We start from the raw sequence: 21455 nt of genomic DNA, 5'->3' as shown, positions 1-21455 counted from the left end.
TTGCTTCGCTTCGCTCGCAATGACGGGTTCTGGGCAAAACCAGCGCTCTTGTGGCTTTGGATCGCCCGTCAGAAGGCCGATTTCATCGCTTGGGCGGCGTTTCGACGCGATCGCCAAGAAGACTCTGCCGCTTACGGCAGTTACGATTAATCCAATAAATTCGGCGCCTTGCCAAATTCATCTGCAAGCGCTCAGGCGCGCGGCGCGAAACGGCCGCCGCCTGTGCGTCTCGTAGCGGAGATCAGGCGCTCGCCTTCGCTTTGCGCGCCGCGCGAGCCGGAGCCGCCTTCTTGCGCGCCTGGCCGAGGCCCATCTGCTTGGCAAGATTAGAGCGCTGCGCCGCATAGTTCGGCGCGACCATCGGATAATCGGGGGCCAGTCCCCATTTCGCCCGATATTGGTCCGGCGTCATTCCCAGCGTGGCCAAATGCCGCCGTAGCGACTTGAACTTCTTCCCATCGTCCAGGCAGACGAGATAGTCGGGCGTGATCGACTTGCGGATCGAGACGGCCGGCTCAGGCTTCTCTTCGACCGCAGGAGCTGCAGCCGCGCCCGTCGCCAGGCGTCGCAGCGTCGCGTCCACGGACGCGATCAATCCGGGAAGCTCCGCGACCGGAAGCGAGTTATGAGAAACGAAGGCCGCGACAATGCTCGCAGCCAATTCGATTGAACTGGCGTCTTCTGAATCTGGCGTCTGCAAGGGCGTATCCTCCGCGCGAATCGATGATATTACTAATACCGCAATCTGGTTGCGTCGAGCTTAACGGTCAAATTCTTTCCAAAATAGTGTATCCGACTGACGGGAATAGCAGCTCTAACGCCCCGGACGCGCTTTGTTTGCTGTGGGTCAAAGAAGAGTCGAGCCGCCCAAGTCTCGATTTTTTCTTTCTTGAACGCGACTTGGCTTGCAGCTCAAGTTAAAATCTCAGTTACGTGCCCCATCTTACGGCCTGGACGGCTTTCCTTTTTACCGTAGAGATGCAGACAGGCGCCGTCTTGAGCCAGTATCTGCGCCCATTTGTCGGCGTCGGCGCCAATGAGATTGCGCATGACGACTTGGCGCCCATGGCGGCGCGTCGAGCCGAGCGGCAGGCCCGCAATGGCGCGCATGTGCTGCTCGAATTGCGAGGTTACGGCGCCATCGAGCGTCCAATGCCCGGAGTTGTGCACGCGCGGCGCAATTTCATTGACGAGGAGCCGCTCGCCTTCAGCGTCCGAAACGACGAACATTTCCACGGCGATCACGCCGACGTAATCCGCCGCTTCGGCGATGCGCCGGGTCATCTCGACAGCCGCCCGCGCTGTTGCGTCGCTGATTGCGGCGGGAGCCGTCGTCGTCGCTAGAATATGATGTTCGTGTATGTTTTCGCAGATGTCATAGGCGCGGAAGGCGCCGTCGAGCCCGCGCGCCGCGACAACGGAAACCTCTTTGGAGAAGGGCACAAAACCTTCGAGTATCGAGGGCGCGCCGCCTACCGCTTTGAAAGCGTCGTCGAGATCGACGCCTTCGACTATTCGGGTCTGACCCTTGCCGTCGTAGCCGAAACGGCGAGTCTTCAGGATCGATGGACGCCCGAGTTGCGTGACGGCGCGCGTCAGCGCATCGAGATCGGAGACGTCGGCGAAATCGGCCGTGGCGACGCCGAGCCCGCGCACGAACTGCTTTTCGATCAGCCGGTCCTGCGTCAGCGCGAGGACCTTCGGGTTCGGCCGCACCGGCCGATGCGCTTCGAGCACTTCCGCCGTTCGCGCCGGAACATTTTCGAATTCATAGGTGACGACATCGACAGATTCGGCGAAGGCCGCCAGTGCCGCTTCATCGAGGAAATCGGCGCAAGTGCGCGCGGCGCAGACGTCGAAGGCGGGATCATCGGCGACGGGCGAGAAAATATGGCATTTGAGGCCAAGGCGGGCGCCGGCTGACGCCAGCATGCGCGCGAGCTGGCCGCCGCCGAGAATGCCGATGGTTGCGCCGGGCTTCAGCATGTTACGCCTCCTCCTTCGGCGTCTCGGCGACGCTCGCTGTCTGTTTTGCGCGGAAATCTGCGAGCCGCGCGGCGAGCGCCTTGTCGCTCAGCGCGAGAATTGAGGCGGCGAGAATTGCGGCGTTGATCGCGCCCGCCTTGCCGATGGCGAGCGTTCCGACCGGCACGCCGCCGGGCATTTGAACAATGGAGAGCAGGGAGTCCATGCCTTTGAGCGCCTGGGACTCGATCGGCACGCCGAGAACCGGGAGATTGGTCATGGAGGCCGTCATGCCCGGCAGATGCGCGGCGCCGCCGGCGCCCGCAATGATCACCTCGAAGCCAGACGCCTCGGCCCCCTTGGCGAAAGTGAAAAGCCGCTCGGGCGTGCGATGGGCCGAGACGATTCGCGCGTCGCAGCCGACGTCGAGGATTTTCAGGGTCTCCACGGCGTGGCGCATGGTCGCCCAGTCGGACTGGGACCCCATAATGATCGCGACAGGCGTCTTCGGCTTCGCCACTTTAAGTGATCCATTACTCGAGCGTGGGAAGCCATGCCGCATAGACGATGGGGAGGCGGGACGCAAGGCGCCCGGCGGGCTGTCGCGTGATGGGAGGCGCTCGCGGGCTTGTCTTGGGGACGCAAGCCGGGCAGTGGGGTGAGGGCATGAGAGGCGCATGGTCGGGGCGCATGTCCTCCGTTCCGCCGCTATTCAGCTATAGTGCGGCCTGATCGGATTTTTAGTCAGAGGGAATCGTGTCGGCAAATCTTTTAGCCAAGATCAGGGAATTCGGCCGGGTTATCTCAGTCATTCTGCTGATGGATATGAGAACGCGGTTCGGCTCCAGCTATTTCGGCTATCTTATCGCGATCGCATGGCCGCTCAGCCATCTCATCATCGTTTCAGGCGCCTATCTACTTAGGAATTATGTCGCGCCTGTCGGCGAGAGTCCGGCCGTGTTCGTGGCGACAGGCGTAGTGCCCTACATTCTCTGTCTCTATCCCGCGAGAATGCTAGGTATGGCTGTATTCCAAGGGCGGATGCTACTAAATATGCCGATTCTCAAGCCCGGGCATTTGATCGCCGCGAGATGGATACTGGAGGTGCTAAACGCTTTCATTGTGCTGGGTCTGTACCTGTTGCTTATGTATTCATTAGATATAGACTTTTTCCCGACTGATTACATTGTTGCAGCTCAGGCTGTTCTTGCTGCTGTCTATCTTGGGATAGGGTTTGGAGCGATAAATACTGTTGCATGCGCAATATTTGGCGGATATTTTCTTGTTGCATTTACTCTGGCTGCCGTCCTTTTATATATGCTTTCTGGCGTATATGAGCCGTCTTACGCTTTTTCTGAGGAGGTGCGTGATTACTATTCCTACAATCCCCTCTTTCAAATCGTGGAGTGGCTACGCTCCGCCTATTACACCAACTACGATCCTTATATTGTCAATAAAGTCTATGTCGTCGAATTTGCCTCAGTCTCTCTCGCCCTTGGCCTGCTGGGGGAGCGCTTTCTTCGCGGAAAATTTTTCTCCTGAGATCGCTGCCTTTGGAGGAAATAGGTCTGTGGTCGCGTGAGAGAGCGAGGGCGGTGAATCGGAGCAAAATCGACCGGGCCGAGAAAGGCCGCGAGTTCGTTTGGGGGTACCCCCGCTCGATGATCGGCGTCGACTTCGCTTCGACGCGCCCTGCTTGGATTACGCCCCGCCATTCATATTCGCCGTGGTGGGCTTGGTTTTCGTCGCCTTACCCATCACCGTGTCAGCGCGCTTTTCGACCGACGCGCTGGCTAAGCGGCTTCGCGCGAGCAGCATGAGGTTTGGGGTGGTTTGCGCGGCGCCCTCGGTCTGGCGCTCTCTCTCTCTCGCTGTTGCAGCGCGTCCCGATACGGGAGGAGATCGTTGTCGCGGCGTTCGCGCGCAGGGGCTAACCACGCCGCTTCTGCTGCGTGCGACTGGCTCCCTGCCGCCCGAAGGCTAGACGCGACCGCACCGAGAGCAGGAAATCCCGCTCTCGGCATTTCTTTGTCGATCGGCGCGCGACCCTTATGCGGCGCGATCGACGTCCTCTTCGTCGCCGTCGTCGGCGGCTTCGGCGTCGGCCTTCGCGCCGCGCCGCGGGCCCTTCTGCAGGAAGGACTCGATCAGCTTCAGCGCCTCCGAGTCTATCAGCTTGCGCACGGCCGCGACTTCCCGCGCCATGCGGTCGAGCGCCGCCTCATAAAGCTGGCGCTCGGAATAGGACTGCTCCGGCTGCGTGTCGGAACGGTAGAGGTCGCGCACCACCTCGGCGATCGTGACGAGGTCGCCGGAGTTGATCTTGGCCTCATATTCCTGGGCGCGACGCGACCACATTGTCCGCTTGATGCGCGCGCGTCCGGAAAGCGTCGTGAGCGCCTTGTCGACCACGCCGGTCTCGGCGAGCTTGCGCATCCCGACATTGGCGATTTTGCTCGTCGGAACCTTCAGGATCATCTTGTCCTTGATGAAGCTGACGACAAAGAGCTCGAGGCTGAAGCCCGCGACTTCCTGTGTTTCGACGCCAATGATTTGGCCGACGCCGTGAGCCGGATAGACAATGAATTCGTTGAGCTTGAAACCGTGCTTCTGCGCGGCCGGTTTCGTTTTCGCGGGCGCGGGTTTCACCACGGCCTTTGAATCGGTTACGGTCTTCTCGGCAGCGACGGGCGTCGCCGTTTCAACGGGGGGCTCGTTTCTTTTTGCCAATTTTTTATCTTCGCCGGCTGTCGTGGTTGATGAAGTCTTGCCAGCCGCCGCGGCGGCCGCGGGGGCGGCCGGTTTGGCGGGGAAGGGGGGCTTGGCGTCGCGGGCTGGCGCAACAGCGGCCGCCGGTGCGGGCTTGTGCGCCGCGGCGGACGTAACGGGTTCAAAGGTTCTCGTCGCCTCGGCTTTGCGGGCGGGAGCTGTGGCGAGCGCAGCCTTCTCGGAGGCAGCCTTGGACGGCGCGGCGGCGTTGGCCGAGGCCGGCGCCGCGGCAGGCTTCGCCACTGGTTTCGGTTTCTCGATGGACGCCGCCGACTTGTGCGCCTTGGCGGGCGTGATTTTTTCGTCCGACTTCACGGCGGCGGTTGCGGCGGTCTTCGCCGCGGACCTGACAGTCTTTGCGCCGGCTTTGCCCGGGGCCGCGGCGACAGTCCCGCGCGCAGCGACATTCTTTGCCAATGTGGACGCGCGCGCGCCGGACGCCGCGGCGCTGCGGGCGGCAGCGTCCGCGCCGCTTTTGCCGCTGGTCTTTGTCGTCGCCTTCGCTGCGGTCGTCACAGGCGCGTCAACGCGCGTCTTTGTCGCAGTCTTGGCGTTCTTTGTCGCGGATTTGCTCGTTTTCGAGCCATCGGATTTCGCGGCGGCGCTTGCCGACGCGGCGCCGGGGCGTGCGGCTTTACCGCTTTTCGACGCCGATCCCTGAGAACGCGCGGAGGTAGCTGTAGCGCCGACCCCTTTCTTTGTTATATCGTTCTTCTTGGCGGACGGCATACGCGGGGCACTCCTTTTGCATCCCGCTGTGGAGACGGGATGATCCTGCTGTCCTCTTGCCGCGAGACGAACAAAGCGTCTTGGCAGGCAAGTTTCTGAACTGACACCTTAAGCCAGAGGCGCGGGCGAGATAGGGAATTCGGACGCTCTAAGGCGCGCGCTTTCTCATGCTGTGAGGCAAGCCGTCGTCGGCCCGTGACGGCCGAGCGGCGTTTATTACCATTCTCTATATCACGCCGCGGCGCCAAAATCAAAAACAACCCTTGCCCGGTTTTTGCCGGGAGGGTCGGAAACTCGTCAGTAAGTTACGAAATTCGCTCTGCTATCAAGCAAAGTTAAGGATGTGGAAAGATTGGGCCGCCGCCCGGCGCACATCTGGCGGCCGAAACGAATCGGCTCGCGACGGGCGGCTTGAGGCGATCTCAGTCGCCCTGCCCAGGCTCGGAAGAGAACTGGGCTTCGAACTTGCCGGGCTTGCCGTCCCATTCCTTGGCGTCCGCGGGCGGGTCGCGCTTGATGGTGATGTTCGGCCAATTCTGCGCCATTTCAGCGTTCAACTGCAACCACTTCTCAAGGCCTTCCTCGGTGTCGGGCTTGATCGCCTCGGCGGGGCATTCAGGCTCGCAGACGCCGCAGTCGATACATTCGTCCGGATGGATGACGAGCATGTTCTCGCCCTCGTAGAAGCAGTCGACGGGGCAAACTTCCACGCAATCCATATACTTGCACTTGATGCAGTTTTCCGTGACGACATAAGTCATGTGAATTGTCTCTTTCGACGATTTGTGAGCGTCTCGCGTCGATTGCCGCGCTAGCTAGCGTTTTTGCCGCCGTCATGCAAGGCATGGCCATGGTGATTTTGGCGCCGCCGCGATATGGCTACAATAGGATTCAAGCGGGACGATTATGACCGACGTTGAACTCAGAGCGACACACGCCGTTGCGCAAACCATGACGGCGCGCGCCTTGCTGCTCGGCGAACGCATCGACACCGTCGGGTTGGAGCGGGCGGATCTGGTGTCGACCGCGCCGCTCGCCTTCCATGCCGGGCAGGCGGGCTTCGCCGTGCTTTACCGCTTCGGCGTCGCGGTCCTCTTCGGACTCTCGCCGCTCGAAGAGGACGAGATCGTCACCAAGATCGGCGCGCGGGTCGCCGGCGCCTCGCGGGGCGACGACGAGACGCTCGTTATCGAAATCACGCATGACGGCGAGGACAAGCCGCTGCCGAACGGCCGCCTTGCAGTGAAGGATCTTTCCGAGGCGCGGCTGCTCGTCATCGCCGACGCCTTGGCGAAAAGCGTGGCGCTGGCGCGCGACGAGCGCCGCGTCAATGCCGTCTTCGACACGATCGAGCCTTTCGCGGCGGAGCTTGCCAGCAGGGGCCGCCCGCCATGGCGGCGCAAATCCATGCTGGAGCTCATCGGCCAGACGCTGCTCGTGCGTCATCGCGTCTCGGGCCGCGTCGCCGTCGAGGACAAGCCCGACGTTCTATGGGATCGCCCTGACCTCGAACGCCTCTATGCGCGTCTCGAAGACGAATATGAGCTGGAGGCGCGCGGACGCACGCTCAACGCCAAGATCGACGTGATCGGCGAAACCGCGCGGGCGCTCACCGATCTCATCGACGCGGACCGCTCCGTGCGGCTCGAATGGATCATCATCGTGCTGATCGCCATGGAGATCGGCCTGTCGCTGTTCCAAATGTTCTCCGGACAGCATTATCTTCACCAGATACAGGCGGCCTCGACCGCAACCCACGGATCGTCTGTGGAGAGCCACGCGAAGTGAGGCAATTGATGCCGCGCGAAAGTGAATTGCCGCTTCGCGTAATGGCGCGTGTCGATCTTGCCGCGCATGATCGCCTCTTCGAGGGACATGCGGCCGTCGAGATAGGCGATGAGATGCGGAACGCCATGCGCGCGCATGGCCGGGAGCGTGGGATCGAGATCGCGGTCGCGTAGGCGGGCCACTTCGTCGAGCGCGCCCATCTCCATCATTTTGTCGAAACGCGCGTCGATGCGCGCGTAAAGCGTCTCGCGCTCGGGCGCGAGAAAGAAGGCCGGGCACTGCGCCGCGTCGAGTAGTGGCGTCGAGCGCGGCCCCTGGAAGGAAGCGAGCGGCTTGCCCGTCGCGGCGAAAACCTCGAGGGCGCGCAAAATGCGCTGCGGGTCTGTCGGGCGCAGCCGCGCCGCGGTCTCCGGGTCTTTCGACAAAAGCTCGGCGTAAAGCTCCTGCGGGCTCGCGCCTTCGGCCGCCGCGCGCACCTGCGCGCGCACCTCCTCGGGCACGGCGGGAATGTCCGAAAGGCCGTAAAGCGCGGCTTTGAAATACATGCCCGTGCCGCCGGCGACGACGGGCGTCACGCCGCGCGTGTCGAGGTCGGCCAGCGTCTGCGCGAGATCGGCGAGATAGCGGCCGACGGAGTAATTTACTGCTGCATCGATATGGCCGAAGAGGAGATGCGGCGCCTGCGTCTCTTCTTCTAGCGTCGGCCGCGCGGTGATGATGCGCAGGTCACGGTAGACCTGCATGGAGTCGGCGTTGACCACTGCGCCGCCGACGCGCTCGGCGATGGCGAGCGCCAGCGCCGACTTGCCCGAGGCTGTGGGACCTGCGATGAGAATGGCGCGCGGGGACATGGCGGCTATTGCGGCGGAAATGGGCTGGATGTCAAAGGCGATCAACCCACACTTAGTCACTTTGCCGCGTCGTCATGGCCGGGCTCGTCCCGGCCATCCACGCCGCGCAATGGTCGCTCTTGTGGGGCGGGCCCACTTCGACCTCGGAAAACCACCCGCATCGTCGGGACCGGTCTCTGGCACAGAGCCGGCCCTGTCCCTCGGTGAGCCGTGGGTGGCCGGGACAAGCCCGGCCATGACGGTTCCGAAATGAGTGACACACTAGGCCACCAAGCGGGAGGCGAGTCGAGCGCGGGAATCGTCGCAACCTTTGTTGCCGGACATAGCGTCGCGCTAACCGAGGCGGTCGTCCAGCGCGCCTTGCGCGAAGCCGGGCTCGGCGATCGGACGCTGGATTGGCTCGCGCCAGACATCGCCGCCGACGTTTTCCTCGACGCGCAAGACCCGGACGTCGCGCGCGCGCGATTGCAGGCTGCGCTTGCCGGGGAGGCGATCGACATTGTCGTTCAGCCGGCCGAAGGCCGCCGCAAGCGTCTCCTCGTCGCCGACATGGACTCGACCATGATCGAGCAGGAATGCATCGACGAGCTTGCTGGGCTCATCGGCATCCGCGACCGCATCTCCGCCATCACCGAGCGCGCAATGGCGGGCGAGCTGAACTTCCAGGCCGCGTTGAAGGAGCGCGTCGCGCTGCTCGCCGGCGTGACGCTCGACCAGATCGCGACGATCGTGGCGCGCATCACGATCACGCCGGGCGCCCGCGTCCTCGTGCAGACCATGCGCGCGCATGGCGCGCATACGGCGCTCGTGACCGGCGGCTTTACGCAATTCACCGCGCCGGTCGCCGCGCGCATCGGCTTCGACGAGACTTTCGCGAACCGGCTGGAAATTGTCGGGCGCGCCTTGACCGGCGTTGTCGTGGAGCCGGTGCAGGGCAGGGAAGGCAAGCGCGCCGCGCTTGTCGGCTTGCGCGAGAGGCTCGGACTGGCCCCCGTGGCGACGCTCGCAATCGGCGACGGCGCCAATGATCTCGATATGTTGCGGGAAGCGGGGCTCGGCGTCGCTTATCACGCCAAGCCAAAGGTGGCCGACGTCGCGGCGGCGCGGATCGACCACGCGGATCTGACGGCGCTGCTGTATGCGCAAGGGTATCGGAAGAACGACTTTAGGGAGTGAGGGATCGCCCTCATCCGACCCCGCTTCGCGGGGCCACCTTCTCCCGCGAGCGGGAGAAGGAGCTGCGTTCCGAAACCTCCGGGTTCTCTCCTTCTCCCGCTCGCGGGAGAAGGTGGCCCTCGCGTCAGCGAGGGTCGGATGAGGGCTTAGTCTACCGGCAGCGCCACGAAATGCGCGTCGCCCTGGCCATTGGCCACGATCAGCAGCGCCGTCTTCTTACCCGCCTCCTTCAGCGCCTTGATCTTCTTCACGGCGTCGGAGGGCTCGTTCACCGGCTCCTGATTGACTTCGAGCAGGATTTCGCCGGGCTGCAGCCGCTTCTCCGCCGCGTTGGACGACGGGTCGACGGAGGTGATCAGCACGCCGTTCTTCACCGTGTCCTTGATCTGGAAGCGCGCGCGCAGATCGTCGGTGAGGCGTGAAAGCTCCAGCCCCAGCGCGCTCTGGGAGGCCGGGCTATTCGTTTCCGGCTTTTCCTTGTCGCCGCCGTCGCGCGAGGCGACCTTCTCGCCGTCCTCCAAACGGCCGAGCCTGACCTTCTTGGTCTCTTCCTTGCCGGAGCGGACGATGACAAGATCGACGTCCTTGCCGACGGGCGTCGCGGCGACGAGCTTGGGCAGATCGCGCGATTCCTTGATCGGCTTGCCGTCGAACTTCACGATCACGTCGCCGGCCTTGATTCCGGCAGGCTTCGACGGGCCTTTGTCGTCGACGCCCGCGACCAGCGCGCCGCGCGTGGCGCCGAGACTGAGCGTTTCTGCAATGGCGTCGTCGACGTTCTGGATACGCACGCCGAGCCAGCCGCGGCGCGTCTCGCCATATTGCTGGAGCTGGTCGATCACCGGCTGCACGGTGTTGGCAGGGGTCGCGAAACCGATGCCGACCGAGCCGCCCGAGGGCGAGAGGATAGCCGTGTTGATGCCGATCACCTCGCCATCCATGTTGAACAGCGGGCCGCCGGAATTGCCCTTGTTGATGGAGGCGTCGGTCTGAATGTAGTTGTCGTAGGGGCCGCTATCGATGTTGCGGTTGCGGGCCGAGACGATGCCCGCCGTCACCGAGCCGCCGAGGCCGAACGGATTGCCGACCGCGAGCACCCAGTCGCCGACGCGCGCCTTGTCGCTGTCGCCGAATTTCACCGCCTTCAGCGGCTTCTCCGGCTTCACCTTCAGCACCGCGACGTCGACCTTCTGGTCCTTGCCGAGAATTTCGGCCTTGAGCTTCTGGCCGTCGTTGAAAATGACGGTCACTTCGCTGGCGTCGGCGATCACGTGATTATTGGTGATGACGATGCCGGAGGCGTCGATGACGAAGCCGGAGCCGAGCGAGGAGGATTTGCGCTGGCGCGGCAGGTCGGGCATGCCCTGGCCGCGGCGCTTGAAGAATTCCTCGAAAAGATCGTCGAAGGGCGCGCCGGGGCCCATGCCCGGCGGCAGCCCGGGCGCGTCGCCGCCCTTGCCGCGCTGTTTGGTTTCGAGCGTCTGCGTCGCCGAAATATTGACGACGGCGTCGGAAACCTGCGCGGAGAGGTCGGCGAGGGAATCGGGGCCTTTGGCGTGGGCCGCGCCGGCGAGCCAAAGGGAAGAGGCCGTCGCGAGCGCCAGAGCGGCGCGACGAAATGCGGGCATCATGCGTTTTGCTCCTCGAGGGACATTGTTCTTGTTGGCGCGCCGCCGCCGGCGCCCTTGGTTTATCGCTTTTGCGCCGGCTCCGGCGGGGCGCTCGCGCTTCCCTCGGGGGCGGAGAAAAAACGGAAAAACGCGGAACGCGGACTGACGAGAAAGCGCGTCTCGCCCGGCTTGAACGCGGCTTCATACGCCTGCATCGAGCGATAGAAGGCGAAGAAGTCCGGATCTTTGCCGAAAGCTTCGGCGAAAATACGGTTGCGCTCCGCGTCGCCTTCGCCTTTCGTCTGGTCGGCCTTCTGTTGCGCTTCGGCCTTCAGGACGATGACGTCGCGGTCCGCTTTTGCGGTAATTTTCTGCGCCTGCTCGGCGCCCTGGGCGCGATATTCGGCGGCCTCGCGCTGACGCTCGGTCTGCATGCGGCCGTAAACTTTTTCTGAAATCTGCTGGGGCAGGTCGACGCGGCGAATGCGGGCGTCGACAACCTCGACGCCGAAGCGGCGCGCCTCCAAGTCCGCCTGCTGCTTGATTTTCGCCATCAGCGCCGAGCGTTCGTCGCGCACGATCTGCCGTTGATTGGCTTCCGACAGCACGCGGCGCACGGCAGAGTTCAGCACCGAGCCGAGCTGGTTATTGGCGCCCTGCACGCTATTGACCGACTGATAGAATTTCAGCGCGTCGACGATGCGGTAGCGAATGAAGCTGTCGACTTCGAGACGCTGATTGTCGGCAGCGAGCACTTCGAGATTGGGGCTTTCGACATCGAGGATGCGATTGTCGAAGGTGACCACATTCTCGATGAGCGGAATCTTGAAATGCAGTCCCGGCTCGGTGATGAGGCCGCGCCCCGCGACGGGCTCGCCGAATCGCAGCACCAGCGCCTGCTCGGTTTGTTCAACGGTGAACAGCGCGCCGCCCACGGCGGCGACGCCGATCAGGGCCAGAATGGCGAGGGCGAAGAGGAGGCCGTTTTTCACTTCTGTCCTCCCTGAAAGGGGGCAAAGGAGGGCAGGGGCATGAAGGGCGCGACCGAGGCGCCGCCCTTGGCGGGATCGTCGAGAATCACCTTCTCCGCGCCGCCGAGGACGCGCTCCATGGTCTCGATGTAGAGCCGCTGGCGGGTGAGCGCCGGAGCGTTCTTATATTGCTCGTAAATCTTCTCGAAACGCCCGGCCTGGCCGCGCGCTTCGGCGACCGTCTGCTCGCGATAGGCCTCGGCCTCCTGCAGAATGCGGGCGGCGGCGCCGCGCGCCTCGGGCACGACGCGATTCGCATAGGCCTCCGCCTCATTGCCGAGTCGCTGCAAATCCTGCTGCGCGGCGGTCACGTCGCGGAAGGCGGCGATGACCTGCTGCGGCGGGTCGACCGAAAGCAGCAGCACCTGCAGCACCATGACCCCGCTGTGATAATCGTCGAGCAACTTCTGCATCAGCGCCTGCGAGGCGGGCTCGATCACTTTGCGGTCGGCGGTGAGGATTTTTTGAATCTGCGACTGGCCGACGATCTCGCGCATGGCGCTCTCGGCGACCGCCTTCACCGTCGTGTGCGGATTGGCGAGGTTGAAGGCGTAATCCTCGGGCTTGGAGGGGTCGATCTGCCAGATGACGCGGAATTTTATGTCGGCGATATTTTCGTCGCCGGTCAGCATCAGGCTTTCTTCCGGCGCCTCCGGGCCGAGACGCGTGACCTGCCCGCCGCGCCGGCGCCCCTCTGGCGCCGCCGCCTCCTCGCGAAAGCCCACGTCGGTGATGTTGCGGTCCGTCACCGCGAGCTTGATCACCGAGCCGACAGGGGCGGGGAGGTTGTAATTGAGGCCCGCCTGCGTCTTGCCGCGATATTTGCCGAAGATGAGATTGAGGCCGATCTCATTGGGCCCGACCGTGTAGAAGCCGGACAGCAGCCAGGCGAGCAGGGTCAGGAGAATGAGGATCAGCATGCCGCCGCCGCCGAAGCCGGCTGGCAGAAACTGCTTGAGTCCTTCCTGGCTGCGGCGCAACAGCTCTTCGAGATCCGGCGGTTGCGCGCCGCCGCCCGAGCCCTGGCCCCAGGGCCCGCCCTGTTGTCCCCAAGGGCTATTGTTCTGATTGCGCGGGCCGCCTTGATCGCTCCAGGGCATCTCGTCTCGCGATTAAATGTGGAAGTGGCCTCGGGCGCGGCTTCGCGTCGCCCGGGATGTTATAGGCATTTGGCGGCGTGGCGGCAATCGCGGACGATTCCCTGCGCGGCAGAGACAGGAGAGAGCATCCCATGATACGGGATTACGCCAATATCGCGGCCAATGAGCGGACGTTTCTCGCCTGGGTCCGCACGGGGATTGCGGTTATTGCGCTCGGCTTCGTCATCGAGCGCTTCAATCTCTTCCTGCTCGCGCTGGCGGCAGGGGCGGGCAACAACGCCGGTCTCCTCGCCGTTCACCGGCTGCCAAGTCACACCGCGCGCTATGGCGGCGCCGCCTTGATCGCCTCCGGCGTGACAATGATCGTCATCGCCACAATCAGGCTGCTGCAGACCGCACGTCTGCTCGAGGACGAAGAGACCCACAGGCCGAGCGCGACGCATTGGACCCTTTGGGCGCTTTCGGCGCTGGTGCTGGGGGTGGCGATTTTCAGCGCCTATCTGGTGGTGTTCTGATCAGCGATACCAGACGAAGGCGAAAGAGATCAGCAGCGCGAGGCCGAAGCCAATCAGCGCGTTGACGAGAAAGCCGTTGCCGAATTCGTTCATGGTCAGAGCTCCGCGAGACCCAGATCAGAACTATGCCGATGCTTCGGTTCTGTCGCAATCTATGATCGGCTATTCTCCAGGGCGGAAGCGAGTTTCGCCAGCACTCCCCGCGCGGCTGCGATGTCGTCGAGCCGCAAGTCGGCGCAGAGAGCATTCATCCACTTTGCTTGCGCCTCCATCAGCTCCCGGTACGACGTAGCGCCCCGAGTCGTCGGCGCGAGCAGTTTGGCGCGGCGGTGGCGCGGATTCGGGCTGTAAGCAGCAAGCTCGTCACGCACCAGTTCGTCGGCCAAACGCTGGACGCCCTGTCGCGTCTGAGATAGCCGGTGAGCAACTTCCGCAATGGTTAAAGCTTGGTGAGCGATCGCGCCCATGACCTGCCAACGTGCGGCGGTCAATCCGAAGGGCGCGCTCAGCCTGTTGCCGGAATCCGTCAGGCGGTTGGCGGTCTGCAGGATTTCCCAGACGAGACGGCTCATTTCTTCGCCCTGGGGCGCGCGCATGATGATTTCCCGAATTGCCAGCGGCGTATTGACAGCATATTGTCAAATTGACAGCATGTTGTCATTAAGAGGTATACCATGACCCCGTCCGAACTTGTCAAAGGTCTCTATGAGGACTGTCTCAACCCGCGTCGGCTGGATCGGCTGACGGATTATCTCTCTGACGATTTCGCCGGCTCGAGTGGCGAGCGGGGACCGCAAGGTTTCCGGCAAACCGTCGAACGGATGGTGACGGCCTTTCCTGATCTGCGATTCGAACTCGAGGACCTGTTCGCGGCAGGCGATAAAGTATGCCTGCGCTGGCGCTTCGAAGCGGCGCATCTCGGGCCGCTGGCCGGCGTCGCCCCAACAGGCAAGGTCGCGGTTCAGCAGGGGATCGCCATCTACCAGGCAAGCGACGGCAAGCTCACGCGTGCGTGGCTTCAGGTCGATCGCCTGGGCGTCTTGCAGCAGATCGGGGCGCTGGCGCTCTGACGCAGAAGGGCGGGGCGAGGGGCATGGTTTCTCGAACGAAACTGTCAGGCGGCTCCGGCCTCGTCATAGGCGCGCTGCGCCGCGAGCACTGCATCCATATTGCGCTCCGCCCAATGCGCAAACGCCGAAACCGTCTCGTTGAGCGTCCGGCCGAGCGGCGTCAGGCTGTATTCGACCGTCACCGGAACGGTCGCGAAAACCGCGCGAGAGACGAGACCATCGCGCTCCAGCTTCTTCAGCGTCTGCGACAGAACCTTTTGTGAAATGCCCTTGATGTCGCGGCGCAGGCGATTGAATCGGACAGGCCCTTCCTGCAGCCGGTCGAGGATCAGCAACGCCCATTTATCGGCCAACCGATCCAGCAACAGCCGCGTCGGACAACGGTCTTCATAGACATTGTAGGCGTTTAGCATCGAGGTCATGGATCTGGCGCTGCGTTTTCGTCTGGTTTCCAGGAGGAAACCAGGTGAGCTGAAAGTGCTCTCTTCTTGGGTGTCTGATCCCATGGTACCTATCATATCGATAGCTAGTTTCAATGAGAAACCCATGAGGATAGCATGGCAAAGGTTCTTGTTCTGGGCGCCAGCGGCACAGTGGGACGCCCGCTCGTGAAAGCGTTATTGGCGAAAGGCGAGGCGGTGAAGGCGGCCTCCCGCGGCGGCCATTCCGTGGAAGGCGCGGAAGGCGTCGTCTTCGAATATGGCAGGCCGGAAACTTTCGATGCTGCTTTCGAGGGAGTCGACCGCGCTTTTGTGCTGCTGCCGTCCGGCTATGTGAACGCGACAGAGCTGCTGCTGCCGGTCGTCGAAGCGGCTGCGGCCCGCAAGGTGAAAATCGTCTTCCAGAGCGCCTTCGGCGTCGACGCCGACGATTCCATCCCCTACCGCCAGGTCGAAATCGCACTGGAGAAGTCGGGCGCGCGCTACGTCATCCTGCGCCCCAATTGGTTCGCCGACAACTTCCACACTTTTTGGAAGGCGGGAATCGACCAGGGTCAGATCGCGCTCCCTGCCGGCGACGGCAAATCGAGCTTCATCGACGCCCGGGACATTGCGGCATGCGCCGCCGCCGCGCTGACATCCGGCGATTTCGACGGCAGGGCCTTCAACCTGACGGGCACGGAAGCGCTTTCTTATGCGCAAGCCGCGGAGATTCTCACGCAGGTCGTGGGCAAGCCGATCGCTTACAAAGCCGTGGACGACGAAGCCTTTGTCGGCATGCTGACCGGCGCGGGCGCGCCGCCCGATTACGCGGCGTTCCTGGCGTCGATTTTCTACCCCGTGCGCGAGGGATGGACCGCTGCCGTCACCGCCGACGTAGAGACGCTGACCGGCGCCCCGCCGCGTTCGCTTCGAACCTATGCGCAGGATCATGCCCGCGAGCTGTCCGCGTAGCGATCTCGCAGAATAACTGGTCGGAGGGGAGGGTTGGCGGCAACTGGCGGAGACGGTGGGATTCGAACCCACGATAGGGTTTCCCCTATAACGATTTAGCAAACCGTCGCCTTCAGCCTCTCGGCCACGTCTCCGCTCGCGCTGCGTCGCGCGTGAATGGGACATATGCCAAAGCGCCCCGTCTTGGCAAGCAGAGTGGCGGCCCCCGGCGTCCCAATCTGCTCGTTTTTGAGGAAACCGGGGCCCCCTGTGGATTTCTCGCGCGCGCCGTGTCGCAGCGCCCGATTCGTGAGGATCGAGCCGTTGGATGCCGGCGCCCGCGATTTCCTGCCTCATTGACAGGCGGCATAGTGTCTCCCGTGCAACGGTCCGGGACTAAATGGCGCGCGGGGGCGGTTTGACGCATGGAGTTCGTTGACAATGAGCAGGGGCGCCTGCTGATTAGTGGCGAAGGCTTTGGCGTGGAGGGATTGCTTCCCCCGCCCAGCCTGGCGCTTCCTCGAGGACATGCCTTTGGCGCGTCTCCGACCTTTGTTTTTGAAATATGAGGCTGGAATGAAAAAAGTCGCTCTTTCGGTCGCCGCTCTGGCGCTGACCGCCGGCTCCGCGCTCGCGGCCGACCTTCCGTCGCGCAAGGGCCCGCCGGTCCTCCCCCCGCCGCCCCCGCCGGCTCCGCTGTGGACGGGCTTCTACGTCGGCTTGAACGCTGGCGGAACGTGGTCCAACAGCAACAATATCACTTATTCGTCTTTCCCGGGCGGATGTAATGCCGCGTTCCCTGGCTGCGCCGCTGTTCCGAGCTCCAGCCAGCTTCTGGCCGCGGTTTCGTCCGGCAATATCAGCAATGGAAACCAGGGCGGTTTCATCGGCGGCGGCCAGATTGGCTACAACTGGCAGTTCTACAACCGCTTCGTCGTCGGCGTCGAGGCGGACATTCAGGGTATCGCCTCGTCCCGCAGCAACGCGACCTCCGCGGCCGCGCTCCAGAACCCGCGCTTCACCAATCTGCTCGTTCAGACGACCTCCGTGTCGCGCTCTCTCGATTACATCGGAACGGTGCGCGGTCGTCTTGGCTGGCTGGCCACGCCGACTCTGTTGGTCTATGGCACGGGCGGTCTCGCTTACGGCGGCGTCAGCCTGAACTACGGCTCCGTCGGCACGGAACTCCGGGATGCCGGTCTTCCGAACAGCTATTTCTCCGGTGCGGCGTTCTCGGACACGCGCGTTGGCTGGACGGCTGGCGGCGGCGTCGAATGGATGTTCTGGCCGAACTGGTCCGCCAAGGTCGAGTATCTCTACTATGATCTGGGCAGCGTCACTGTGGCCGCTAGCCCGCTGGTCAATGTCGCCGGCCCGGCGTCGGCCGTTCCCGGCGGCACTTACAGCTCCGCCTTCCCGCAAGTCACGACTCGCTTCAACGGCAACATCGTCCGCGCGGGCCTGAACTATCACTTCAATTGGGGCGCTCCGGCTCCGATCGTCGCGAAATACTGATCTAATCGGTTAGATCGAAACGAGAGGCCCGGCCGAAAGGCCGGGCCTCTCGGCTTTCTGGCGTGTGATGGATTGACGCCCCTCGTGCTTCGAGACGCCCTGCTGCGCAGGCTCCTCAGCATGAGGAGCTTCTGCATCTGGGTCAAACACTTAGGCCTCATCCTGAGGAGCGAGCGAAGCTCGCGTCTCGAAGGACGAGGCCGCCTCGGAGGTTTGTCAACAAACTGAGGCCCGGCTTGAAAAGCCGGGCCTTTTCGCTTTTGGAGGCTGTGTCTTCAGCGCGCAGCGGCGCGCTTCGTTCCCGCGGCTCCACGACTGGCCGCGCCGCCGGTTTGGATGTCACGCCAGGTGTCCGATTGCGAAATCATCTGGCGGATGGAGGCGACGTTCTGCGCGGCGTCGATCGGCGACAGATCGCGGCGTGACAATTCTTCGGCCTCGGAGAATTTCCCCTGCAGCGCCAGCACCAAGGCGAGGTTCTGACGCACCCGCATATCGGCTCCGGGCTGATTCGCGGCGAGGCGCAGCGTCTCTTCGGCGCGCGGCAGGTTTTTCGCCAGCGCATAGGAAAGGCCGAGGTTGGAGAGAACCGTCGGCTCATTCGGGCGAATCTTCAGCGCCGCCTCGTAATAGCCGCGCGCCGCCTCGTGGTCGCCGAGCTGATCGGCGAGCGAGCCCTGCGTCGAGAGAACGGACCAGTCGGGCCGCTCGGGCGTATGGGCCTTTTGCAGGACTTCCGCCGCCTCTTTGACGTTGCCGGCGTCGGCAAGCGCCTTGCCATAGGCGCCGAGCACCTTCATATCCTCGGGATAGACGATGGCGAGCCCGCGCAGCACGGCGACCGCCTGTGCGTTCTGGTCCAGCGCGTGCAAGGCTCTGGCGTAGGTCATGGCCGTCACCTTATCTTTCGGGCTCCGGTCGTAGCGCTGTCCCCAATCCTCGGCGAATCGGCGAAGCTGTCCTTCCTCTGTCGGCAGCGTGGTCGAAGGACGGCCGATGGAGCCGGTGATGTCGCCGAGAGAGGTCTTGTTGCAGCCGGAGAGCCCAATGAGCGCGGCAATGGCGACGGCGCAGAGACGGAGCGGTTTCGCGGTAGGGGAGAGCGCCTTATGCACGGCGAATCTGGTCCGTTGTCTTGTGAGAAAGCTTCAGACGCGAGCAATAAAGCGTTAACCCTAATGGATGCTTAACGGAGGCTAAACGCGCCGATGACGATGAAGCTTCAGGATTGGTCGGCCGAGGCGATCGCGATCGACTTCGTGGATAAGAGCCAGTGGCCGCAGGCGAAGGAGGCCTTGCCCGCGACGGTTGCTGCGCTTGCCGCCGCAAATGCATTCGAGGCGAAGCCGGGAAGCCTGCTGATTGCGCCCGCGCTCGACGGCGCCCCGGCGCGGGTCTTTTTTGGCGTGGCGGCGCAGGACGCCAAAAAGCGCGACCCCTTCCTCGCCGGCAAGCTCGCTGCGTCCTTGCCTGCGGGGCTCTATCGCCTTGGCGAAGGTGTCTCCGACCCGCAGACCGCCGCGCTCGCCTTTCTGCTCGCAAGCTATTCCTTCTCGCGCTATGTCGCGCCGAAAGGCGAAAAGCCGCGTCTCTGCGCGCCGCAGGGCATCGATCGCGCCCGGGTCGAGCGCATTGCGAGCGCAGTCGCGCTTGGCCGCGACCTCGTGAACACGCCGGCAAATGACATGGGGCCGGAGGCGCTCGCCGAATCGGCGCTCGCGCTTGCCGCCAAATTTGGCGCACCGTCGCGCGCCATTGTCGGCGATGCGCTGCTCGTCGAGAATTTTCCGCTGATTCACGCGGTAGGCCGCGCTTCCGCCCAGGCGCCGCGCCTCGTGGAATTCACCCATGGGCCCGAAGACGGGCTGAAGGTGACGCTCGTCGGCAAGGGCGTCTGCTATGACACTGGCGGCCTCGACATCAAACCTTCCTCAGCGATGGCGCTGATGAAGAAGGACATGGGCGGCGCCGCCGTGGCGCTGGCTCTGGCCGCCATGCTGATGGACGCCGGCCTTCCGATTCGGCTGCGGGTGCTGCTGCCGATCGTCGAGAATTCGATTTCTGCGAACGCCTTCCGCACGGGCGATATTTATCGCAGCCGCAAGGGGCTCACTGTCGAAGTCGGCAATACGGATGCGGAGGGGCGTCTCATTCTCGCCGACGCGCTGGCTTACGCGAGCGAGGATCAGCCCGATCTTTTGTTCGACTTCGCGACATTGACCGGCGCGGCGCGCGTTGCGCTGGGGCCGGAGTTGCCGCCTTTCTATACAGGAGACGATGCGCTGGCGGACGAGATCGCCGCTTGCGGGCGCAGCGCCAATGATCCCGTCTGGCGTTTGCCGCTCTGGGAGAATTACGACGGCGGGCTCGACGGCAAGATTTCCGATCTCGTCAGCGTCACGAGCGGCGGTTTCTCGGGCTCCATCGTCGCGGCGCTGTTCCTGAGGCGCTTCGTCAGCGATCCGACCCGCTGGGCGCATTTCGACGTCTATTGCTGGAACCCCTCCACAAAACCCGGACGCCCCGAGGGCGGCGAGGCGCAGGCCGCGCGGCTCCTCTACGACCTCATCGAAACGCGTGCGAAAACGAAGGCGACGGCGTGAGCGACACATTCGACCGGCGGCTGACCCCCGCGCGTCCCGACATTGCCGCGGCGCATCTCAAGGGCCGCGTCACGGCCGAGCGCTTCGTCGAAGGCGCGGTGATGGAGGTGAAAGAGGGCGTCGTCGACTTGCGCCGCGAACCGCGCCCCGATTGCCCGATCGACACGCAGGCGCTCTATGGCGAGCGCGTCACCGTCTATGACGAGGAGGAGGGCTGGGCCTGGGCGCAGCTCGCGCGCGACGGCTATGTCGGCTGGATCGCCGCCAATACGCTGTGGAGCGCCTTGCGTGAGCCCACCCATAGCGTCTGCGTGCCGCGTACTTTCGTCTATCCGGCGGCGAGCATCAAACAGCCTCCGCTTCTCGCTTTGCCGCTCTCCGCCGAAGTCGAGATCGTCGATGCGCGCGATAATTTTCTCATCACGCGCGATCTGGGCTTCATCTGGCGTCCGCATCTCGCGCCGCTCGACGCGACCGCGCCCGATTTTGTCGCGGTCGCGGAGACGCTGATCGGCGCGCCTTATCTTTGGGGCGGTAAGTCCTCGATTGGCGTCGACTGCTCCGGTCTCGTGCAGATTTCGCTCGCGGCCACGGGCAAGGCGGCGCCGCGCGACAGCGACATGCAGGAGGCGCAACTTGGCGCGCCCGTGGACATTGGCGCGCCGCTCATGCGCGGCGATCTGATCTTCTGGAAGGGGCATGTCGGGATCATGCGCGACGCGACGACGCTGCTGCACGCCAATGGCGCGCATATGCTCGTCTCCAGCGAGCCCCTCGATCTCGTGCGGGCGCGAAATCTCGAAGCCGGGGCCGGCGATATTACGAGCGTGAAGCGTTTGGCGAGATAGCGGCATGACGAAAGTAGTTTTCTTCGACGATCTTTACGTCGGCCAGCCTTTGCGCTCCGAGGCCGTCGAGGTGACGCAGGAGCAGATCATCCGCTTCGCGCGTGACAATGATCCGCAATATTTCCACGTCGATCCGGAGGCGGCCAAAGAGAGTCTCTTCGGCGGCCTGATCGCCAGCGGCTGGCAGACGGGCGCTTTGACCTTGCGTCTATTGCTCGACTTCTGCGGACTGGCTTTCGCCGGCGGCGTCATCGGAACTGACGCGCGGATTTCCTGGAAGCGGCCGGTGCGCCCCGGCGATCGCTTGCATATCGAAGGTGAGATCACAAAACTGCGGCCATCACGCTCGCAAGCGGGCAGGGGCTACGTCACTTTTGAGGCCTCGACCTATAATCAGGATGGCGTGGCGGTGCAGACGATCGAGGCGACGATGCTCGCCTTACGCAGGCCTGATCGCGGCGCGTTGTAAAGAAGCATTTCCGGTTGAATAGCTCGCATGGGGACTTGTCATT

General features: G+C 63.6%; 23 protein-coding genes and 1 tRNA gene. 11 read left to right on the top strand and 13 right to left on the bottom strand.

Annotated features, from left to right (window positions below; translation table 11 throughout):
• Nucleotides 1-241: 241 nt before the first annotated feature.
• The 3 genes from JJT62_RS07010 to purE form a co-directional block, all read right to left on the bottom strand.
• Complete coding sequence (locus tag JJT62_RS07010) at nucleotides 242-700, bottom strand: MucR family transcriptional regulator (RefSeq protein ID WP_202071977.1); 459 nt, start codon at nucleotides 698-700, stop codon at nucleotides 242-244.
• 212 nt (nucleotides 701-912) lie between these two features.
• Entirely contained in the window at nucleotides 913-1986 is a 1074-nt protein-coding gene (locus tag JJT62_RS07005) for a 5-(carboxyamino)imidazole ribonucleotide synthase (protein ID WP_202071976.1), read from the bottom strand.
• 1 nt (nucleotide 1987) lies between these two features.
• Nucleotides 1988-2452, bottom strand: a complete 465-nt coding sequence (purE, locus tag JJT62_RS07000; protein WP_202072045.1) for a 5-(carboxyamino)imidazole ribonucleotide mutase — start codon at nucleotides 2450-2452, stop codon at nucleotides 1988-1990.
• Nucleotides 2453-2721: 269 nt separating this feature from the next.
• Between purE and JJT62_RS06995 the strand changes: the two genes are divergently transcribed.
• Complete coding sequence (locus JJT62_RS06995) at nucleotides 2722-3507, top strand: ABC transporter permease (RefSeq protein ID WP_202071975.1); 786 nt, start codon at nucleotides 2722-2724, stop codon at nucleotides 3505-3507.
• 507 nt (nucleotides 3508-4014) lie between these two features.
• On the opposite strand, the gene JJT62_RS19525 is transcribed toward JJT62_RS06995, so the two are convergent.
• Complete coding sequence (locus JJT62_RS19525) at nucleotides 4015-4695, bottom strand: CarD family transcriptional regulator (protein WP_210340584.1); 681 nt, start codon at nucleotides 4693-4695, stop codon at nucleotides 4015-4017.
• A gap of 199 nt (nucleotides 4696-4894) precedes the next feature.
• Here JJT62_RS19525 and JJT62_RS19520 point away from each other — a divergent pair, with 199 nt between their 5' ends.
• A complete protein-coding gene (locus tag JJT62_RS19520; protein WP_202071974.1) occupies nucleotides 4895-5395 on the top strand; it encodes a hypothetical protein in 501 nt (166 codons plus the stop codon).
• A gap of 490 nt (nucleotides 5396-5885) precedes the next feature.
• Here the strand turns inward: JJT62_RS19520 and fdxA are convergent, their stop codons facing one another.
• Nucleotides 5886-6224 (bottom strand): ferredoxin FdxA, encoded by a 339-nt coding sequence (fdxA, locus tag JJT62_RS06980; protein ID WP_202071973.1) that lies wholly within the window; start codon nucleotides 6222-6224, stop codon nucleotides 5886-5888.
• A 145-nt stretch (nucleotides 6225-6369) separates the two neighbouring features.
• Here fdxA and JJT62_RS06975 point away from each other — a divergent pair, with 145 nt between their 5' ends.
• On the top strand, nucleotides 6370-7251 hold the full coding sequence (locus JJT62_RS06975) for an RMD1 family protein (protein WP_202071972.1): 882 nt from the start codon (nucleotides 6370-6372) through the stop codon (nucleotides 7249-7251).
• Here the strand turns inward: JJT62_RS06975 and miaA are convergent.
• Nucleotides 7188-8102 (bottom strand): tRNA (adenosine(37)-N6)-dimethylallyltransferase MiaA, encoded by a 915-nt coding sequence (gene miaA, locus JJT62_RS06970; protein WP_202071971.1) that lies wholly within the window; start codon nucleotides 8100-8102, stop codon nucleotides 7188-7190. The genes JJT62_RS06975 and miaA overlap by 64 nt on opposite strands.
• Nucleotides 8103-8351: 249 nt before the next feature.
• Between miaA and serB the strand changes: the two genes are divergently transcribed.
• Nucleotides 8352-9278 carry a phosphoserine phosphatase SerB gene (serB, locus tag JJT62_RS06965; protein ID WP_202071970.1) on the top strand — a complete coding sequence of 309 codons (927 nt, stop codon included), beginning with the start codon at nucleotides 8352-8354 and terminating at the stop codon, nucleotides 9276-9278.
• Nucleotides 9279-9424: 146 nt separating this feature from the next.
• Here serB and JJT62_RS06960 read toward each other — a convergent pair whose 3' ends face one another.
• From JJT62_RS06960 to hflK, 3 genes are read right to left on the bottom strand one after another with little or no spacing between them, the layout of a single operon-like run.
• On the bottom strand, nucleotides 9425-10909 hold the full coding sequence (locus JJT62_RS06960) for a DegQ family serine endoprotease (RefSeq protein WP_202071969.1): 1485 nt from the start codon (nucleotides 10907-10909) through the stop codon (nucleotides 9425-9427).
• A 59-nt stretch (nucleotides 10910-10968) separates the two neighbouring features.
• Nucleotides 10969-11880: a protease modulator HflC gene (hflC, locus tag JJT62_RS06955; protein WP_202071968.1), complete on the bottom strand. Its 912-nt coding sequence runs from the start codon at nucleotides 11878-11880 to the stop codon at nucleotides 10969-10971.
• On the bottom strand, nucleotides 11877-13019 hold the full coding sequence (gene hflK, locus JJT62_RS06950) for an FtsH protease activity modulator HflK (RefSeq protein ID WP_202071967.1): 1143 nt from the start codon (nucleotides 13017-13019) through the stop codon (nucleotides 11877-11879). The genes hflC and hflK overlap by 4 nt, the downstream gene beginning before the upstream one ends.
• Before the next feature lie 131 nt (nucleotides 13020-13150).
• On the opposite strand from hflK, the gene JJT62_RS06945 reads away from it, so the two are divergent.
• On the top strand, nucleotides 13151-13534 hold the full coding sequence (locus tag JJT62_RS06945; RefSeq protein ID WP_202071966.1) for a YidH family protein: 384 nt from the start codon (nucleotides 13151-13153) through the stop codon (nucleotides 13532-13534).
• A 152-nt stretch (nucleotides 13535-13686) separates the two neighbouring features.
• Here JJT62_RS06945 and JJT62_RS06940 read toward each other — a convergent pair whose 3' ends face one another.
• Nucleotides 13687-14130, bottom strand: coding sequence for a MarR family winged helix-turn-helix transcriptional regulator (locus JJT62_RS06940; RefSeq protein WP_202071965.1), 444 nt, complete (start codon nucleotides 14128-14130; stop codon nucleotides 13687-13689).
• Nucleotides 14131-14208: 78 nt separating this feature from the next.
• Here JJT62_RS06940 and JJT62_RS06935 point away from each other — a divergent pair, with 78 nt between their 5' ends.
• A complete protein-coding gene (locus JJT62_RS06935) occupies nucleotides 14209-14604 on the top strand; it encodes an ester cyclase (protein ID WP_202071964.1) in 396 nt (131 codons plus the stop codon).
• A 44-nt stretch (nucleotides 14605-14648) separates the two neighbouring features.
• Here JJT62_RS06935 and JJT62_RS06930 read toward each other — a convergent pair whose 3' ends face one another.
• Nucleotides 14649-15026: a winged helix-turn-helix transcriptional regulator gene (locus JJT62_RS06930; protein ID WP_370568496.1), complete on the bottom strand. Its 378-nt coding sequence runs from the start codon at nucleotides 15024-15026 to the stop codon at nucleotides 14649-14651.
• Between the two features lie 135 nt (nucleotides 15027-15161).
• Between JJT62_RS06930 and JJT62_RS06925 the strand changes: the two genes are divergently transcribed.
• Nucleotides 15162-15998: an SDR family oxidoreductase gene (locus JJT62_RS06925; protein ID WP_202071963.1), complete on the top strand. Its 837-nt coding sequence runs from the start codon at nucleotides 15162-15164 to the stop codon at nucleotides 15996-15998.
• A 44-nt stretch (nucleotides 15999-16042) separates the two neighbouring features.
• Here JJT62_RS06925 and JJT62_RS06920 read toward each other — a convergent pair.
• Nucleotides 16043-16132: transfer RNA gene (locus JJT62_RS06920), tRNA-Ser, on the bottom strand.
• A gap of 421 nt (nucleotides 16133-16553) precedes the next feature.
• Here JJT62_RS06920 and JJT62_RS06915 point away from each other — a divergent pair.
• Nucleotides 16554-17492 (top strand): outer membrane protein, encoded by a 939-nt coding sequence (locus JJT62_RS06915; RefSeq protein WP_202071962.1) that lies wholly within the window; start codon nucleotides 16554-16556, stop codon nucleotides 17490-17492.
• Between the two features lie 275 nt (nucleotides 17493-17767).
• Here JJT62_RS06915 and JJT62_RS06910 read toward each other — a convergent pair whose 3' ends face one another.
• Nucleotides 17768-18607, bottom strand: coding sequence for a tetratricopeptide repeat protein (locus JJT62_RS06910; RefSeq protein ID WP_370568495.1), 840 nt, complete (start codon nucleotides 18605-18607; stop codon nucleotides 17768-17770).
• Between the two features lie 99 nt (nucleotides 18608-18706).
• Here JJT62_RS06910 and JJT62_RS06905 point away from each other — a divergent pair, with 99 nt between their 5' ends.
• The 3 genes from JJT62_RS06905 to JJT62_RS06895 are packed head-to-tail and all read left to right on the top strand — an operon-like array spanning nucleotide 18707 to nucleotide 21412.
• The gene (locus JJT62_RS06905) at nucleotides 18707-20095 is read left to right on the top strand and encodes a leucyl aminopeptidase family protein (RefSeq protein ID WP_202072041.1); all 1389 of its coding nucleotides are present in this window, start codon (nucleotides 18707-18709) and stop codon (nucleotides 20093-20095) included.
• Nucleotides 20092-20943 carry an NlpC/P60 family protein gene (locus JJT62_RS06900; RefSeq protein ID WP_202071961.1) on the top strand — a complete coding sequence of 284 codons (852 nt, stop codon included), beginning with the start codon at nucleotides 20092-20094 and terminating at the stop codon, nucleotides 20941-20943. The genes JJT62_RS06905 and JJT62_RS06900 overlap by 4 nt, the downstream gene beginning before the upstream one ends.
• A gap of 4 nt (nucleotides 20944-20947) precedes the next feature.
• Complete coding sequence (locus tag JJT62_RS06895; RefSeq protein ID WP_202071960.1) at nucleotides 20948-21412, top strand: MaoC family dehydratase; 465 nt, start codon at nucleotides 20948-20950, stop codon at nucleotides 21410-21412.
• Nucleotides 21413-21455 lie beyond the last annotated feature (43 nt).

Source organism: Methylocystis sp. Sn-Cys, from assembly GCF_016745395.1.
In the GTDB taxonomy this organism is placed as follows: domain Bacteria; phylum Pseudomonadota; class Alphaproteobacteria; order Rhizobiales; family Beijerinckiaceae; genus Methylocystis; species Methylocystis iwaonis.
Note: the sequence above shows the minus strand (reverse complement) of the source record. Positions and strands in the feature narration are given on the sequence as shown.

Excerpts from the sequence above, each read along its gene's own strand:
- JJT62_RS07005 (WP_202071976.1), bottom strand. The coding sequence starts at position 1,986 with ATGCTGAAGCCCGGCGCAACCATCGGCATTCTCGGCGGCGGCCAGCTC.
- purE (WP_202072045.1), bottom strand. The coding sequence starts at position 2,452 with ATGGGGTCCCAGTCCGACTGGGCGACCATGCGCCACGCCGTGGAGACC.
- fdxA (WP_202071973.1), bottom strand. The coding sequence starts at position 6,224 with ATGACTTATGTCGTCACGGAAAACTGCATCAAGTGCAAGTATATGGAT.
- JJT62_RS06975 (WP_202071972.1), top strand. The coding sequence starts at position 6,370 with ATGACCGACGTTGAACTCAGAGCGACACACGCCGTTGCGCAAACCATG.
- miaA (WP_202071971.1), bottom strand. The coding sequence starts at position 8,102 with ATGTCCCCGCGCGCCATTCTCATCGCAGGTCCCACAGCCTCGGGCAAG.
- serB (WP_202071970.1), top strand. The coding sequence starts at position 8,352 with ATGAGTGACACACTAGGCCACCAAGCGGGAGGCGAGTCGAGCGCGGGA.
- JJT62_RS06960 (WP_202071969.1), bottom strand. The coding sequence starts at position 10,909 with ATGATGCCCGCATTTCGTCGCGCCGCTCTGGCGCTCGCGACGGCCTCT.
- hflK (WP_202071967.1), bottom strand. The coding sequence starts at position 13,019 with ATGCCCTGGAGCGATCAAGGCGGCCCGCGCAATCAGAACAATAGCCCT.
- JJT62_RS06945 (WP_202071966.1), top strand. The coding sequence starts at position 13,151 with ATGATACGGGATTACGCCAATATCGCGGCCAATGAGCGGACGTTTCTC.
- JJT62_RS06940 (WP_202071965.1), bottom strand. The coding sequence starts at position 14,130 with ATGCGCGCGCCCCAGGGCGAAGAAATGAGCCGTCTCGTCTGGGAAATC.
- JJT62_RS06935 (WP_202071964.1), top strand. The coding sequence starts at position 14,209 with ATGACCCCGTCCGAACTTGTCAAAGGTCTCTATGAGGACTGTCTCAAC.
- JJT62_RS06930 (WP_370568496.1), bottom strand. The coding sequence starts at position 15,026 with ATGACCTCGATGCTAAACGCCTACAATGTCTATGAAGACCGTTGTCCG.
- JJT62_RS06925 (WP_202071963.1), top strand. The coding sequence starts at position 15,162 with ATGGCAAAGGTTCTTGTTCTGGGCGCCAGCGGCACAGTGGGACGCCCG.
- JJT62_RS06915 (WP_202071962.1), top strand. The coding sequence starts at position 16,554 with ATGAAAAAAGTCGCTCTTTCGGTCGCCGCTCTGGCGCTGACCGCCGGC.
- JJT62_RS06905 (WP_202072041.1), top strand. The coding sequence starts at position 18,707 with ATGAAGCTTCAGGATTGGTCGGCCGAGGCGATCGCGATCGACTTCGTG.
- JJT62_RS06895 (WP_202071960.1), top strand. The coding sequence starts at position 20,948 with ATGACGAAAGTAGTTTTCTTCGACGATCTTTACGTCGGCCAGCCTTTG.